Below are 16377 nucleotides of genomic sequence, written 5' to 3' on the forward strand. Positions count from 1 at the left end.
AGAATATGTGACGAACCTAGTCACGACCGATAGGATATTTTATGAGTAAGTTAAAGCTAGTCGTCATAGGCAATGGCATGGTTGGCCATCGCTTTATTGAGGACTTGGTTGAAAAGGCCGACTTATCGGCAATGGACATTACGGTATTTTGCGAAGAGCCTCGCGTTGCTTATGATCGCGTGCATTTGTCTTCTTATTTTTCCCATCATACAGCGGCAGAGCTGTCACTGGTTAAAGAAGGCTTTTATGAGAAACACGGTATAAACGTTCATATCGGTGAGCGTGCAATTAATGTTAACCGCGAGAAGCGTATCGTGCACTCCAGCAGTGGCCGCGAAGTTGAGTACGATAAGTTGATATTGGCAACAGGCTCGTATCCGTTCGTTCCGCCTATCAAAGGCCATGAAAGCAAAGACTGCTTTGTCTATCGCACCATTGAAGACTTACGTGCAATCGAAGCCACAGCGAAGAATAGCAAAAGCGGTGTGGTGATTGGTGGTGGCTTACTAGGTTTGGAAGCTGCTGGTGCATTGAAGTCCTTAGGGGTACAGACTCATGTGGTTGAGTTTGCGCCAGTGTTGATGGCTGAGCAGCTTGATTATCAAGGTGGCTTACAGCTACGCAACAAAATCGAACGTATGGGCGTTCAAGTTCATACCAGCAAAAATACATTAGAAATTGCACCAGACGGCAAAGAAGCTCGCAACGTGATGCGTTTTGCTGATGGTAGTGAACTGGAAGTGGATTTCGTTGTATTCTCGGCAGGTATTCGTCCGCAAGATAAGCTAGCCCATAACATGGGGCTTGGTATTGCACCTCGTGGCGGCATTGAGGTGAATGATCATTGCCAAACGTCGGATGAAAATGTTTACGCGATTGGCGAATGTGCTTCTTGGAATCGACACTTTTACGGGTTGGTCGCACCAGGCTATAAAATGGCGACAGTTGCTGTTGATCACTTATTAGGTAATGACAGCAAATTTGAAGGTGCAGATTTAAGTACTAAGCTTAAGCTTCTTGGCGTAAATGTTGGTTCGATTGGTGATGCGAACGGTCGCACTCCAGGCTGTAAAAGCTACGTTTATCAAAACGAGGCAGAAGAAGTATACAAACGCATTATTGTTTCTGAAGATGGCAAGAAATTGCTTGGCGCAGTGCTTGTCGGGGATGCCTCTGACTTCGGTGACTTGCTGCAGTTAAAACTCAATGACATCGAGCTACCAGAAAACCCAGATACGCTGATTTTGCCGGCTCATGCTGGTGCTGAAAAACCGGCTCTTGGAGCTGATGCTTTGCCAGAGAGTGCAGTCATATGTTCTTGTTTTGACGTCACGAAAGGCAAAATCGCCCAAGCGGTAGCGGATGGCAACCATACGCTTGCTGATGTCAAAGCAGCAACTGGCGCGGGTACGGGCTGTGGTGGCTGTATTCCACTTGTTACTTCAGTACTGAATGCAGAGCTAGCAAATTCCGGTATTACGGTTACCAACCACCTGTGTGAGCACTTTGCTTATTCTCGCCAAGAGTTATTGCACTTGATTCGTGTTGAAGAAATCAAAACGTTCGACGAGTTGATGAAAAAATACGGCCAAGGTTATGGTTGTGAAGTATGTAAACCAGCGGTAGGTTCTATTTTGGCGTCTTGCTGGGGCGAGCATATACTAAAGCCTCAATTGGTCAAGCTGCATGATACGAACGACAATTTCTTAGGTAACCTGCAAAAAGACGGTACATACTCAGTGATCCCTCGTATGGTGGGCGGTGAAGTGACCCCAAAAGCGTTGGAAGCACTAGCCAAAGTAGGGCAGGAGTATAACTTGTACACCAAGATCACTGGTGCGCAGCGTATCGGTCTATTCGGTGCACAAAAAGACGATTTACCAGAGATTTGGCGCAAGCTGATTGATGCTGGTTTTGAATCTGGCCAAGCTTACGCGAAAGCACTGCGCATGGCGAAAACGTGTGTTGGCTCGACATGGTGTCGCTACGGTGTTCAAGATTCCACTGGTCTAGGTGCAATGCTGGAAAATCGCTATAAAGGCATCCGCACGCCACATAAAATGAAATTTGGTGTCTCTGGTTGTACTCGCGAGTGTGCAGAAGCACAAGGTAAAGACCTTGGCATCATTGCCACAGATGCTGGTTGGAACATGTATGTGTGTGGTAATGGTGGTATGAAGCCTCGTCACGCAGACTTACTTGCGACCGATTTGGACATTGAAACTCTTATCAAATACGTTGACCGCTTTATGATGTTCTACATTCGCACCGCTGCGCCATTACAACGTACTTCTGTATGGTTAGCGAATATTGAAGGTGGTGTTGATTATCTTCGTGAAGTGATCATTGAAGATAAGCTTGGCATCAACGCTCAACTAGAAGCAGATGTACAACAATTAGTCGATCAATATCAATGTGAATGGTCACAGACTATTGACGATAAATCGCAGCTAAAACGCTTTGCTCATTTTATTAACTCAGACAAGCGTGATGAGAACGTAATGTTTGTTGATGAACGCGATCAGCACCGCCCAGCGACATATGCAGAAAAGCATCCTGAAGCGAAAGGCGATATTTTGCATGTAGAGTTGGAGAGTCAGTAATGACATTTGAAAAAGTTTGTAGTATCGATGACATCATTCCCGGTACCGGTGTTTGCGCTGATGTTGCAGGTAACCAAGTAGCAATTTTTCGTCCTTCAGACGCCAAGGAAGTTTGGGCGATCAGCAACATGGACCCATTTGCGCGTTCTAACGTGTTATCCCGTGGCCTAATTTGCGAGCACCAGAAAGAATTATGGGTGGCAAGTCCGCTGAAAAAGCAGCGCTTTAACTTGGCAACTGGTAAATGTATGGAAGATGAACGCTTTAGTGTTCGTGCGTACAAAGCCAGAGTGGTAGATGGACAAGTCGAGGTATCAGCTTAGTCGCATTTGAGTGAGACAAGCGTCTTAGAAGTTATTTATGAATACATATTTTAATCCTAAACAGGGGTTTGTTTCACTCGTGGGAGCAGGCCCAGGCGATCCTGACCTGCTCACAGTTAAAGGGCTTCGTTTAATTCAAAATGCGGATGTGATTATCTACGATCGGTTAGTGTCAGCAGATATCTTGGCGTTAGCTAACGACACTGCAGAAATGATCTACGTGGGTAAGCGTCTTAATTATCATTGTGTGCCACAAGATAAGATCAATGAGTTATTGGTTGAAAAAGCTCAACAGGGCCGAAAGGTGGTGCGCTTAAAAGGCGGCGATCCGTTTATTTTTGGCCGTGGCGGCGAAGAACTTGAAGCATTGGTCGAACAAGAGATTCGATTCGAAGTGGTTCCAGGAGTGACAGCTGCCGCAGGTGCAACGTCTTATGCAGGGATTCCTTTAACCCATCGCGATCATGCCCAAAGCGTTCAGTTTGTCACGGGGCACGTAAAAAAGGATGGTCAAGAGATCAATTGGGCTTCGCTTGCGCAGTCAAATAGCACGCTAGTGTTTTATATGGGCTTAAAGCAAAGCGAAAGTATCTCGGATAACTTGATAGCACATGGGCTCGATGCACAAACGCCTTGCGCTGTGATTGAGAAAGGCACCCGAAGAGAGCAGCACGTTCTAGTGGATAGTCTTGATAGCCTTGCGACGTTAGCTAACCAAGTAGAAAGCCCAGCTTTGATTGTGATCGGTGGTGTTGCAACACTGCATAAAAAACTCGATTGGTTTAATCAGTAATCTGCAGTTTTGAATTTGTTAACGAAAGCCCTGCCTTGGTGGTTATATCATGGCAGGGCTTGTTTGTTATACTTTCTTCTTTATATGGCGGCGGTTTTTGCCAGTGGGTTTGTGGCCGCGAGCATTACTCGCTGAGCGTTGGCCATCCGCATGATGTTTGTTCTTTGGTTTTTTCGGCTTCTTTGGTTTTTTGGGTTTAAATGGTCGAGTATCTAGCTTTGATTCCGGTAGGGTATTTGTGACAGGATAGCCTTCAAGCTCTTCCCTTGTTAGGAGTTGTTGGATTAAGCGTTCGATAGCAAATAACTCAGAAGCTTCATCGGCACAAACTAAAGAATAGGCTTTACCTACTTGTCCTGCTCTTCCTGTACGGCCGATACGGTGTACGTAGTCCTCGGCAACATTAGGCAACTCAAAATTGACCACTTGAGGCAACTGTGGGATATCGATACCACGCGCGGCAATATCCGTCGCTACTAGCACTCGAATGTCACCGGATTTAAAATCCGCCAAAGCTCTTGTTCGAGCACCCTGACTTTTATTTCCATGGATTGCTGCGGCACTGATGTTCTGATCATTGAGATAGTAAGCTAAACGATTTGCTCCATGTTTTGTTCTGCAGAAAACCAGTACTTGCTGCCAATTTCCTTGTTTAATCAAGTGTGCCAGCATCGGTGCTTTTTTGCGTTTGTCAGCAGGATAAATACTTTGCTCTATAGTGACAGCAGTGGAGTTACTTGGAGTGACAGATATTTCAACGGGATCATTGACTAGTCCTTTTGCCAGCTCAATGATTTCTTGAGAAAAGGTTGCAGAAAATAACAGGTTTTGCCTTTTAGCAGGGAGCAAATTGAGTATTTTGCGTATATCGCGAATGAATCCCATGTCGAGCATTCTATCGGCTTCGTCGAGCACTAATACTTCTAGCTGTGAAAACTTGATGGCATTTTGTTGAAACAGGTCCATTAAGCGACCAGGAGTTGCGATTAAAATATCTGTGCCTTTGCGCAGCTTCATCATTTGCGGATTGATTTTAACGCCACCAAATACCACATTGGATGAAATAGGAAGATATTTACTGTATTTCACCACATTCTCATGAATCTGAGAGGCAAGTTCACGAGTCGGCGTTAAAACCAAAGCACGGATATGATTACTTTTAGCCTTAGGACCATTACTCAGCTTTTCCAATATCGGTAGGGTAAAACCTGCAGTTTTTCCGGTTCCCGTTTGAGCGGCTGCCATTACATCTTTGCCTTCAAGCACGACTGGGATCGTACGTTCTTGAATAGGGGTTGGCTTGTCATAGCCTTGCTCTTTAACGGCTTTTAAGATTGGAGCGGAAAGCCCCAAAGGGGAAAAACTCATATAGCTTACTCTCGGTAAATAGATAATTCGTGAACTTGCTAGAAACAACAAATGCTCATTCAAGCAAGGAAAAGGCAACACACCACTAATATAAGCGCGCATTCTGCAGTGTTTACGGTTTGAACTCAACCGAAAATGATAAAGGTTAGAAATGAGATTCTAAGCTTACGCCCAATGTTGTTCGAATTAGGCAAGGCTCTAATTATTTCACACTTGATTGTAAGTTAATTATTTTAAGCGTCCCATTTCTTCAGATATCAACTCAAGTATTTGATTAAATAGCTGTTGGGAGTTGTAGGCGCGATAAACGTTATCTTCACCGACACAATTTGTCAGTGCGGGGTTGCCTGACGGATCATAGTCAAATCCGATTACAGCCATTGTCACTTGCATTGGGCGGCCGTCTAACGTGTAGTCTTCTAAGCCATCACGTATGGTGTCACACAAGCCACCATTAACGAGTATGTTGGCGGTATCATAATCTGAACGGCCGTAAGGTTCTTTTATATTGTAATGAAAATCAATACCATCCGACAATAGAATAAGGAGCCTTCTAACGTTTTGCCCTTGGTCGAGTAACTGTGCTCCTCTTATTAATCCTTGGTAAGAAGCGGTACCACCCCCGGGAACAAAGGTGCTCAATGTGTCATTTAAAGTGGCAAAATTGGTGGTCAGTTCTATATCCTCCATATATTCAACGTATCGGTTGTCGATATGTTTGAGTCCGCAGTAATCCGCTCCTTTTGCGACGAACAAGTTTTCAAGTGTTAGCTCAACGTCCACATACAATTTGCCATCAATTTCGTAGTTCTCTTCATGGCGCATCCAACAGGTATCATAAAGGCCTCCGGGCGTAGCATTGCCGTTGTCATCATCGTCATCATCGTCATCATCATCGTCATCTTTGGCTCCTGCATTGTCATAACCAGTATCACTTGCGTTTTCATTGCTTTCGTAAGTGGTAAACGTATTGGAGTTGTAGGCAACAATACCTACGGTACTGATACCGCCTGTTGTCCGTTCGTTGATGAGTTCTAACGTGTCTGTAACCGCTTCAATGATATTAATGACATCGATGTATTTTTGGTTTTCACCTGACCAGTCGTCGAACATAGAGCCCGAAAAGTCGGTGACAAACATGATATCGATACCGTCGCTTTGAGTTTTGGTGGCAATGGTGCCTCCTGTTGCAGAGAAGTTCTCGCCAAAGCTAATATCACCACTAAACCAAGATTGCCATTGAACATCGACATCAACTTGGTAGTCGAAATAGCGAGCACCACCAGAGGACAGATCGGCTAAGCATTCCGGGTTGTTGTCACAATCTAGTCGAATAACAGATACATCATTAATTTGGTCAATATCGTTAAAATAGGCATTGAGATAATCTCTAACCAGATCTTGGTTGTCTACATTAGACTGCGCGTCTACTTCATTAAGTGAGGCAATGGCCAAAGTTGCTGCTTCGGTAGCATTTTCGGTACGCGCTTTATTCATTAAGGCACGAGTTCCTTCCACGGCAAGCACGAATATGCCAAACACTATTGGAATCATTATGGCGAACATAATTGCGGCGTGACCTTTCTGGCCATGTTTACAGCTTTTCTTTTCTTTCAATCGATGATATTCCATATGCTCTGAAATAGACTAATTTTCAACCCTTCAAGTTAAGTGTAGTCTAGATATGAGTTATTTAAGTAGGTACTCAATAACACCACTATCTCAATTATTGCATTGGTTTATGGATTTTCTTTGTTATACGAAATACTCGGTAGTGCCGATGAGAAAAGAAGCATTGTTGAACTGCTAAGAAAAGTAACCTCGAAGAAAGTACCTTAATTCTGCGTTCAGCTAGAGAGAAGCAACGTATTATTCCTATCACGATTTTTGAGAGCACATAACGCAGAGCTTCAGGCCGCGAACTTAACATTTGCCAATTGCTTGAGTTTAGCGCTCTCAATGAAACACCGAGATTTACGTTGCGCGCTCAATCTTGTGTTTTTCGCCTCTCTTCTAAAACTTGCTTAAAATTTAGCATGCCATTTATTGCAGCCGGAAAGCCGGCATATCCGGCCATTTGCAGGATGACCTCTTTGATTTCTTCCTCTGTGCAACCAACGTTTAAAGCAGCGTTAAGATGGACAGTCAGCTGAGGCTGACAGTTCCCCATCTCTGTTAACGCTGCGACGGTCGCGATCTCTCGCGATTTAATATCTAGAGCTTGTCTTGAATAAATATCGCCAAATGGAAACTCAATAATAAACTTAGCTAAATCTGGACATATGTCTTGTAAGCTAGAAAGTACTTTCTGACCTGCTTCTCCGCCAATCTTGTTAAGTTGATCTAAACCAATATCAAAACGAGATCTTTCCATCATGTTTATCTTTTTATTTTTGGGAAGTGCTAGCAGTATGAGGAGATTGTATTTATGTTTCTATACTTCATAATCTCAATATACTATTTATATTAAGATACATAATCATGAAGAATGGTGAATATACAGAGCTGAAATCATTTTTAGCGGTGGCGGAACACGGAAGCTTCTCTAGTGCCTCAAAAGCCCTGCGGATCTCTCCTTCAGCATTGAGTCAAATAATCAAAAGATTTGAAAATAAGATAGGTGTGCAGCTTTTCAATAGGACCACTCGCAGTGTGCAGCTGACTGAAAGTGGGACTGATTTATTCAACAGAGCGAAACCTGCTTTTCAGCAATTGAACTCGGCGGTTCTAGAAGCAAAAGAACGAACTGGCAGGCCGACGGGAACCGTGAAAATTCACAGCACATCGATGGCTGCGCAAAGTATTTTGGCTCACGTTATCGGCGGATTTTGTCAGCAATATCCGGACATCAAGCTTGATATTGTTGTCGAGGATGAACTGGTCGACATAAATGACAAGGGCTACGATTTAGGTATTTGTTTAGGCGAGTTTTTACAAAATGATATGGTTGCTTATCCCTTAGGAGGGCAGCTAAAAATGGCGGCAGCCGCTACCCCAGAATACCTGTCAAAGTTTGGTGTACCTTCAGTGCCTGAAGACTTACTAAGCCACAATTGTATTAATTGGAGGCATATGGAGCAGAAAAATATCTATCGCTGGGAGTTTTATATTGCGGATCGCTGGACAAATTTTAATGTAGACGGTTCTTTGACGACGACGAGCCGCGAGTTAGCTCTTAGTGCAGCTTTAGACGGTGCTGGTATTGTCTTTTGGACTGAAGATAGGCTTCAGCCTTACTTTTCTAGCGGAGAGTTAACCCATATATTGGCTGAGTATTGTCCTAGCTTTGAGGGGTGGTACTTGTACTACTTTCAAAATAGGCACATGCCAGAATATTTGCGTATATTTATCGATTATTTAAAAGAGCACTCTCCGCCAAACGTTGGAACAAACCATAAATCACTCTAAGTTTCATATGTCATAAAAGTAACATTTGATTAATGAAATTTGATAGGTCAATATCATCTAGCTGAGCAATGACTGCTTGGTAACCATATGAAATACCGTTATATTTTCATTAAAGGAATATGAAATGAAATGGAACATATTTGGCATTGTTGCCATCTCTGGCTTAGTTTTTTCCACTAGCTCTCATGCTGAAAATTGCTTGTTAGGTTGTCCTACGGGGGTGGACAATGGTAAGACAATAACCCGGCCAATATATACGTTAGAAAATAACGCAAAAACCAAATTTGCTGATTGGGTCGCTTACCATGTAACACCAAGTACCATCAGTGGTCCCTCAAGAAGTAGAAATTGGAAAACGGATCCAGACTTAGATGTGGCTAATACGCTCCAACCGTCAGACTATCAAGATGCAAATGCTGTAATCCACACTGATAGAGGCCATCAAGCGCCAATTGCATCCTTCAGTAATACTGACTATTGGAGTGAAACAAACTACCTTTCTAACATTACGCCTCAGGCTTCAGATTTGAACCAAGGTCCTTGGGCAAAGCTAGAAAATGCAGTACGAAATTATGTCTCGCAAGGACATGACGTTTACGTGGTGACAGGGCCACTCTATGAAAACTACTTTGCAACACTTCCAGATACAACGAAACCTCATACGATTCCGTCAGGCTATTTCAAAGTGGTCGAGGAAGAGCGATCAGGTCACGTATATACTTCCGCATATATTATGTATCAAGATGCGGGTCGCAATGACAATTATTGTTCTTCTGAAGTGACCGTTGAAGAGGTCGAATCAAGAACAGGGATTAATTTTATGCCAGATTTACCGTCAATCGACAAATATGCGGTAGAAGGAACGCTAGGTGGCCTGTCAAATGAACTCGGGTGCTAGATAATCTGAAGCTAGATAGTCAAAACAAATGCCATATTTCTAGGAATATGGCATTTGCTAGCAAATTTTAAGTCTGGGGAAACCTATTTGATCCTAAGCAACCACTTTATATCACTGCGATAATCTAACAGCGGGTTGTGATTTTTTAGAGACGAGTTGTTTTTGTGTATCCATCGATACAACAATTTTCCAGCGTAAGCAGCGCCCAGAACGTTCGCTACAGCAAGGCCAGTCCAGATCCCAGTCAAGCTAAATAAAGAGCCTATATACGCTAGAGGAATACCTAAGACAAGGGAGCTGAGCAGAATGACTTTTAGCGATTCATTGGGTTTTTCTACCCCATTAAAAAAAGAAGTCGTTGTCATTACTAGCCCGTATGCGGCGAAAGAAATACCTAAAACATAAAAGTACGTTTGCCCATATTCAACCACACTGCTGTTTTGGCTAAAAATTTCCATAATTGGTTTAGAGAAAAGCAATAAAATGACATAGATTGCAAGCCCCCAATAAGTGGTCATTCTTCCTGAAGTTGCGATTACCTCATCGAGGCGTTTGTAGGCTTTCGCTCCATAATTTTGCGCGACAAAAGGCGTCATGATGACACTCAACGCCATTATTCCGGTTAAGGCTAGAGACTGTATACGCGAAGCAATACCAAACGCAGCGACAGCGTGTTCACCGCTGCTGGCAACCAATCGTGTTACCACTGCGATTGAAATAGGACTAATGATTTGTGCCAGTATTGATGGCGTAGCGATACGTAAAACGTCACGAAAGTAAGAAAAAGACTCGGGTTGAATAAAGCGGACAGTGATTAGCTTTTCTTTGATGAGCAATACAAGCATTAACACTAACATTAGCCCCCAAGAGCAAACTGTGGCTAAGGCTGCGCCGCGTAAGCCCATTGCTGGAAAAGGACCATGGCCAAATATAAACAGATAATCCAAAATCAGATTTGCAAGGCCAGCTAACCCCATAACAATGGTAGGTTTAATCATTACCCCTTTTGACATTAATGTCGAGTTGGCCACCAATGCACCGACCAAAGCAAACATGCCAATATAAAGGGTTTTCATAAACTCAGAGATGAGCGGTAGGGTTTGCTTCATCGCCCCAAGTAGCTCGAAAACAAAGGAAATATGGAAATATCCAAGAATGCTAATCCCGATAGTAGCTAAGGAAAATATAATCAGGGATAAAGTGGAAGCTATTTGGGCTTTTCGCTGATTTTTTTCTCCAATGGCCTTTCCTACAACTGAAGATACACCAGCAGCCGCTCCCATAAATAAACCAACAATCAAAATATAAACTGGGTATGAAAAACTGATTGCGGCGAGGCTTGCCGCGCCAAGCTTACCTACAAAATAGGTATCAACTAGCTGGAACAAAAATGTCATTAACATGCTGAAGGCAGTCGGTATGGTCATAAATACTAGAGCACTTTTTACAGGTCTTTGGAGTAATTGGGTCATGCTTTCCTTCTTGCTTCAATTTGGTGGCGAGAAATTGTAAAGAGAAACAATCAGGTGATTAATAGGGGCATCGTGCATACACTGTTTCCAAATTGATTGTAATGCTAGTTCAAAAGACTGACGGCCTTTATGTTTTGCGAGGTTGTGTAGAGTCGCAACGGCTTTATCGTCATACTTTTATAATGGTAAAGCTAAATTAAAAGTGGTAAAGATTATCTAAACAAATAGATAAGTTAAGCGTATGTCTTCGAAGTCTTTATGGGACACAGAACTTTTTAATGGAATGGTTGTGTTCTCCATTGTTGTGGAAAGTGGTAGTTTTACTCAAGCCGCAGAAAGTATTGGATCTTCAGTCTCTTATATCAGTAAAGAAGTCAGTAAACTGGAAGCTAGGCTGGGAGTGAGACTGCTTCACCGTACAACTAGAGTTTTGAAATTAACCACGGAAGGGGAGATTTACTTTCAACGTAGCAAGCTGCTGATTGGCGAAGCAAGTGCACTGGCTCAGACCTTAAATGAAAAGCAGTCTGAACCGTCAGGGGTGCTAAAAATGAGCTGTTCTCTCAGTCTGGCTGAAAAAAAGCTAACGCCACATTTAGCTGAGTTTGCTGAGCAATTCCCAAAAGTAAAGCTTGAGATCGATTTCACCGATCGGTCTGTAGACATCATATCGGAAGGGTTTGATGTTGTAATCAGAGGGGCGTTGCAAATGGTAGACTCTAACCTGATCAGTCAATTACTGTTTAAATCAAAAGGGAGCATCGTCGCTTCGCCTCAGTACTTACTTGATTTTGGAACTCCCAATCATCCAGATGAGTTGCCAAATCACAGGACCATTAGCTATAGCTATGCAAAGTCCCCAAACGTATGGAAATTTTCTAACCATCATGGTGAGGAGATTAAGATCAACCTAGAGAGTCAGATCGTTACCAACAGCCCCGAAATGGAGCTTTCGTTTTGTCTCGCGAATCAAGGTATCACTCGCGCACCATCCTATTTAGTTGAAGAAGAAGTATCTCAAGGAAAGTTAGTTGAATTATTTACTGATTGGCCTACTCGAGAAATTGGCTTTTATCTTGTTTATCCCAGCCTTCGTCATATGCCTAGCAAGTTAAAGTGTTTTATCAACTTCATGTTAGAGAGAGTGGGGGAAAATCGTTGATACCTCTGAATCTATTTTCCACATAGCTTTTTATATTGTTCTTTAAGTCGACTACTTATACAGAGTTTCATACCAATTACCCCGATGCACCAAAATGCCCCATAGCTAAACCAATTATTATGGGGTTAGTTGCATCTTAATGGTGCCATTCGTGCACTTATAAAGTGCATTTAGATGACTTTAATTTCACAAATAATGCATATTAATTCTGTGAAGCTTCGTCAAGTCTATTGCTCATTATTTACGTATCTTGTCGCAAAACTATATTTACATAGCGAATTCTAAGCGATAGGATGATGCCAAATTGAGTATGAGGTGATTTGTAAGTAATGAGTATTTATGCGAATCAGATAAACAAGTCTTATGGCGATTTTAAGGTATTACATGACGTCAGTTTTAAATGCGAAACTGGCGAGATATTAGTCATGCTTGGGCCTAGTGGGGCAGGGAAAAGTTCTTTGTTAAGAATGCTTAACTTATTAGAGCTCGGACAATCCGGTCAGTTATCGATAGCCAAACATGACTTTGATTTTTCTCAGAACATTACAGAGAAAAAGGGCCTAGAGCTAAGAAAAAAAGTAGGCATGGTTTTTCAGCAGTATCATTTGTGGCCTCATATGACGGTGATGGAGAATCTACTTGAAGCGCCGAAATGTGTCGCTAAAGAGTCAAAGCTGCAAGCGCAGCCACGGGCAATGGCACTATTAGAAAAACTTCAATTGGCCGATAAAGCGGATAGCTGGCCTTTGGCTCTTTCTGGTGGGCAGCAGCAAAGGGTGGCAATAGCGCGGGCATTAATGATGCAGCCAGATGTGTTGTTGTTTGATGAGCCTACTGCTGCACTGGACCCCAAAGTGACTCATGAAGTTGCTAAATTAATCTTAGATTTTGCTGAGACTGGAATAACCCAAGTTGTAGTGACCCATGATGTTGACTTTGCTAAGAAAGTCGCAACACATGTGTTGTATATGGAGCACGGAAGAATAGTCGAGCAAGGATGCCGTAAAGCGTTTGAGGCCCCTCAAACAGAAGAGTTTGAACATTATTTATCGCACTAGAGTCACCGCTCTAATGCAGCGAAAATTATTTATCAGGAGTTAGTATGAACAAAGTGGTTGTAGGGTGTCTGGCATTGATCTTTTCTCTCCCAGTATTCGCCAAAACAGTCCTAAATTTTGAAACGGATGCGACGTATCCTCCTTTTGAAACTATGAATGCAAAAGGAGAATTTATTGGGTTTGATATAGATATTGCAAATGCACTGTGTACACAAATGAAAGCGGAATGCCACTTTCATAATGTACCCTTTAACAGCATTATTCCTTCCCTCAAGTTTGGCAGATATGACGCTGCAATTTCAGCGATGAATATCACCAAAGCGCGTAGTCAACAAGTTGACTTCACCACTCCATATATCCCAGATGAAGTTGCGTTTGTCACCGCCGATCCATCTTTAAAAACGATTGATTCGCTGAAAAGGTTGCCAGTTGCGGTCCAAAATGGAACCACTCAACAGCAATATATGCAAATGCAGTTATCTGACATTCATGGGCGTACCTATCCTAATTACCAGAACGCGATGAGTGATATGAAAGTGGGCCGTGTGAAGGCTGTTTTTGCAGACATGGCAGTCATTAGTTCATGGATGAAAGAGAATAAAAAACTGCATATTGTCGGCAAACCGTTTACTAATACGAGCTACTTTGGTCAAGGATTTGGAATTGCTGTAAACAAAGGTAACCATGAGCTTGTAGAAGAGCTTAATGAGGCGTTAACTGCAATTAAGGCGAACGGTACCTACGACAAGATTTACCACAAATATTTCGGATAATTGCCTGTGATTTCTGCCTATTCATCTGAGCTGCTAATGGCAGCAACTATGACGATTAAAATTGCCGCTGTTAGCTTGGCATTAGGTATGGTAATTGCAATCCTACTATCGGTTATGGAGATGTCACCGATAACTCTCGTACGTTGGTTTGCGATTGGATTTACTTCAGTATTCAGAGGGTTACCAGAGCTTTTAGTGATCTTTTTTATTTATTTTGGATCAACGCCAATTCTGTATGCTATTACAGGGAATTATGTTCAGCTTAGCCCGTTTTTATTAGGCTCGGTTGCACTATCTTTGATTTTTGCATCTTATGCTTCTCACACTCTACGTGGTGCTTTGCAAGCTGTACCAGAAGGGCAGGTGCAAGCGGCTCGTGCGTTGGGAATGTCCAAAGCTTCAACGCTAGTGAGAGTGGTATTTCCCCAGATGATTATGCATGCGATACCTGGACTATCGAATCAGTGGTTAGTTCTGTTGAAGGATACTGCTTTGGTGTCGTTAATTGGCGTGACTGAATTGATGCGCCAAGCATTTGTTACTGCATCGGCGACCAGTCACTATTTTAACTGGTACTTAAGCGCTGGGGCGATTTATTTGGCCATTACACTAGTTAGTAAGCATTTAATAAAAATTATCGACCGTAAGTTCCATATTCATGGTCACAGCGAAGGTGTAGCACAATGAACGAATTCTATTTTGTCCAGATGCTCCATGGCTTGTTGACCAGCATAGAGTTAACCTTAGCTTCAGTCTTTGTCGGGCTGATTCTAGCGGTTTTTATGACCATAACTTTAGTCATGCGTATACCAGTGCTTTCTCACTTGAGTAAAGTAATTGTTGTGGTGATGACTGGAACGCCTTTGCTGGTGCAAATCTATCTCGTCTACTATGGTCCAGGACAGTTTGAAGTAGTACGTGATTCTTCTTTGTGGGAGCTGTTGCAACAACCGTGGTTTTGTGCGATTACCGCTTTTGCGATCAATACGGCTGCTTATACCACACAGTTGCTTAAGGGGGCCTATGATGTGATTCCAAAAGAGATGCATCAGGTGTGTCGAGCGCTCGGAATGACCACACCATATCGTTTAAAAGTGTTGCTTTCTTACGCGTTTCGAAGGGCACTACCCGCATATTCGAATGAGGTTATCCTCGTATTTAAAGGCACATCATTGGCTAGCACGATTACTCTAATGGATCTAATGGGATACGCAGAGCAAATTAACACCATGACTTATGATACCTTGGTTGTGTTTTCCATTGCTGGGGTTATGTACTTCACAATTAATTCGCTACTCACCATTCTTTTTCGCATGCTAGAAACGCGTGTTTTGCGTTTTGAAACCGCGCTTACGGCTCGCGCTGCTTAATAGAATAGAAGCGGTTGAAAGTGTAAATTTCAACCGCTTTTTATACGCTTTGTTTCTTCATATCATAATGAAATGATTAATATTTTGTATATTCTTTCACCAACGCTAGTAAACCTGCTCAACATATAACATTTTTGATGAGAACCATTTGACCGATCTCCTTCGAGGCATACAATATGTGACGAAATGCGTATCTTTCTTTCAATATAAAGATCTTACTGCAAATGGAGAAATAGGATGTTTAGTACAATGGGCATGTTGCCAGTTTCTGCCGGTAACAGTTTTTTAGATGGGATGTTTTACGATATCGGTAACCTTAATTTTGCTGAATATTCGCTACTAACAACTCATATCAACATTGAAGGTAGTATTTTAGTTGTTAAACCTGAAGCTCCAGGAATGCAGGTTTTTAAATACAGTGATATTGAAGAGTTTCGTGCAGTCAAAGGGCCTAAAATTGAGCACTTTGTCATTGCTGGGGCGAGCAGCTCAGATGCAGGCGCCGCTTCGCTGGGTCGAACGTTGGCAAATCACTTAAATGAGCCAGTCGGCGTTATTACGTCAGGTATGGGTTTATCAGAGTTGCCAATCGATGCGCTGCAAAGTTGGTTTTTCTTTGGTGGTATCGAGCGTTACGTTAAAGAAGATTCACTACCATCGAGTGTTGATGCATTTTGGAAAAGAGCCAAAGAAGAGCATGAACACAGCCCAGAAACACAGATATTGATTGAATTGCTTAACGAAGAAGATCGAAATATCAAAACGTTGTTAGGCCATTCAAAAGGTAGCCTTAGCTTGGTTCACGCCTTGAGCAACGTTAAGCAAACTTGGGATATTGCAAAAATTAATGTCATCACTGTTGGCGCTGTGGTTGCGATTCCAACTGGTATGATGAACGTGACTCAGTGTATTGGTGAGCTGGACTGGTTTGGCGGCTTAAGCTCTGATTACGATCTGCCACACACCACGATTCCAAATGCATGGCATCATTTAAACGCTCAGCTTCCTTTCTCAATCAACCTTTCTAAGGTGTTGAAAGACGTACTACCTGTAACAAATAAAACCTCTACCATATAAGGCTGCTCTTTCGCCCACAACACTTCAAACGTATGTGGGCGACATTTAACTCATTTACCAACCTATATATCA

The 16377-nt window shown here is 42.6% G+C and carries 15 protein-coding genes; 11 read left to right on the forward strand and 4 right to left on the reverse strand.

What is annotated here, in order from left to right:
- Positions 1-41: 41 nt before the first annotated feature.
- The 3 genes from nirB to cobA are packed head-to-tail and all read left to right on the forward strand — an operon-like array spanning position 42 to position 3719.
- Positions 42-2603: a nitrite reductase large subunit NirB gene (gene nirB / locus ACM2FC_RS08880; protein ID WP_498480550.1), complete on the forward strand. Its 2562-nt coding sequence runs from the start codon at positions 42-44 to the stop codon at positions 2601-2603.
- The gene (nirD, locus tag ACM2FC_RS08885) at positions 2603-2926 is read left to right on the forward strand and encodes a nitrite reductase small subunit NirD (RefSeq protein WP_498480551.1); all 324 of its coding nucleotides are present in this window, start codon (positions 2603-2605) and stop codon (positions 2924-2926) included. The genes nirB and nirD overlap by 1 nt, the downstream gene beginning before the upstream one ends.
- Positions 2927-2963: 37 nt before the next feature.
- Complete coding sequence (gene cobA, locus ACM2FC_RS08890) at positions 2964-3719, forward strand: uroporphyrinogen-III C-methyltransferase (protein ID WP_498480552.1); 756 nt, start codon at positions 2964-2966, stop codon at positions 3717-3719.
- Between the two features lie 66 nt (positions 3720-3785).
- Here the strand turns inward: cobA and ACM2FC_RS08895 are convergent, their stop codons facing one another.
- The 3 genes from ACM2FC_RS08895 to ACM2FC_RS08905 form a co-directional block, all read right to left on the reverse strand.
- Complete coding sequence (locus ACM2FC_RS08895) at positions 3786-5087, reverse strand: DEAD/DEAH box helicase (protein ID WP_498480553.1); 1302 nt, start codon at positions 5085-5087, stop codon at positions 3786-3788.
- Between the two features lie 228 nt (positions 5088-5315).
- Entirely contained in the window at positions 5316-6704 is a 1389-nt protein-coding gene (locus ACM2FC_RS08900; RefSeq protein WP_498480554.1) for a TadE/TadG family type IV pilus assembly protein, read from the reverse strand.
- A 370-nt stretch (positions 6705-7074) separates the two neighbouring features.
- Complete coding sequence (locus tag ACM2FC_RS08905; RefSeq protein ID WP_498480555.1) at positions 7075-7461, reverse strand: carboxymuconolactone decarboxylase family protein; 387 nt, start codon at positions 7459-7461, stop codon at positions 7075-7077.
- 107 nt (positions 7462-7568) lie between these two features.
- On the opposite strand from ACM2FC_RS08905, the gene ACM2FC_RS08910 reads away from it, so the two are divergent.
- Positions 7569-8495 carry a LysR family transcriptional regulator gene (locus tag ACM2FC_RS08910; protein ID WP_498480556.1) on the forward strand — a complete coding sequence of 309 codons (927 nt, stop codon included), beginning with the start codon at positions 7569-7571 and terminating at the stop codon, positions 8493-8495.
- A 124-nt stretch (positions 8496-8619) separates the two neighbouring features.
- A complete protein-coding gene (locus ACM2FC_RS08915) occupies positions 8620-9393 on the forward strand; it encodes a DNA/RNA non-specific endonuclease (protein ID WP_498480557.1) in 774 nt (257 codons plus the stop codon).
- A gap of 83 nt (positions 9394-9476) precedes the next feature.
- Here ACM2FC_RS08915 and ACM2FC_RS08920 read toward each other — a convergent pair whose 3' ends face one another.
- Complete coding sequence (locus tag ACM2FC_RS08920; RefSeq protein WP_498480558.1) at positions 9477-10865, reverse strand: MATE family efflux transporter; 1389 nt, start codon at positions 10863-10865, stop codon at positions 9477-9479.
- 241 nt (positions 10866-11106) lie between these two features.
- Here ACM2FC_RS08920 and ACM2FC_RS08925 point away from each other — a divergent pair, with 241 nt between their 5' ends.
- The 6 genes from ACM2FC_RS08925 to ACM2FC_RS08950 all read left to right on the forward strand — a co-directional run bounded on the left by ACM2FC_RS08925 (position 11107) and on the right by ACM2FC_RS08950 (position 16305).
- Positions 11107-12027: a LysR family transcriptional regulator gene (locus tag ACM2FC_RS08925; protein ID WP_498480559.1), complete on the forward strand. Its 921-nt coding sequence runs from the start codon at positions 11107-11109 to the stop codon at positions 12025-12027.
- 329 nt (positions 12028-12356) lie between these two features.
- Positions 12357-13085 carry an arginine ABC transporter ATP-binding protein ArtP gene (gene artP / locus ACM2FC_RS08930; RefSeq protein ID WP_498480560.1) on the forward strand — a complete coding sequence of 243 codons (729 nt, stop codon included), beginning with the start codon at positions 12357-12359 and terminating at the stop codon, positions 13083-13085.
- A 44-nt stretch (positions 13086-13129) separates the two neighbouring features.
- The gene (locus ACM2FC_RS08935) at positions 13130-13858 is read left to right on the forward strand and encodes a transporter substrate-binding domain-containing protein (protein WP_498480561.1); all 729 of its coding nucleotides are present in this window, start codon (positions 13130-13132) and stop codon (positions 13856-13858) included.
- 36 nt (positions 13859-13894) lie between these two features.
- Entirely contained in the window at positions 13895-14545 is a 651-nt protein-coding gene (locus ACM2FC_RS08940) for an ABC transporter permease subunit (RefSeq protein ID WP_498480787.1), read from the forward strand.
- Complete coding sequence (gene artM / locus ACM2FC_RS08945) at positions 14542-15228, forward strand: arginine ABC transporter permease ArtM (protein WP_498480562.1); 687 nt, start codon at positions 14542-14544, stop codon at positions 15226-15228. Before ACM2FC_RS08940 ends, artM begins: the two co-directional genes overlap by 4 nt.
- A 237-nt stretch (positions 15229-15465) precedes the next feature.
- Positions 15466-16305 (forward strand): hypothetical protein, encoded by an 840-nt coding sequence (locus tag ACM2FC_RS08950; protein WP_498480563.1) that lies wholly within the window; start codon positions 15466-15468, stop codon positions 16303-16305.
- The last annotated feature ends 72 nt before the right edge of the window (positions 16306-16377 follow it).

It is taken from the genome of Vibrio sp. A37 (assembly GCF_059777565.1).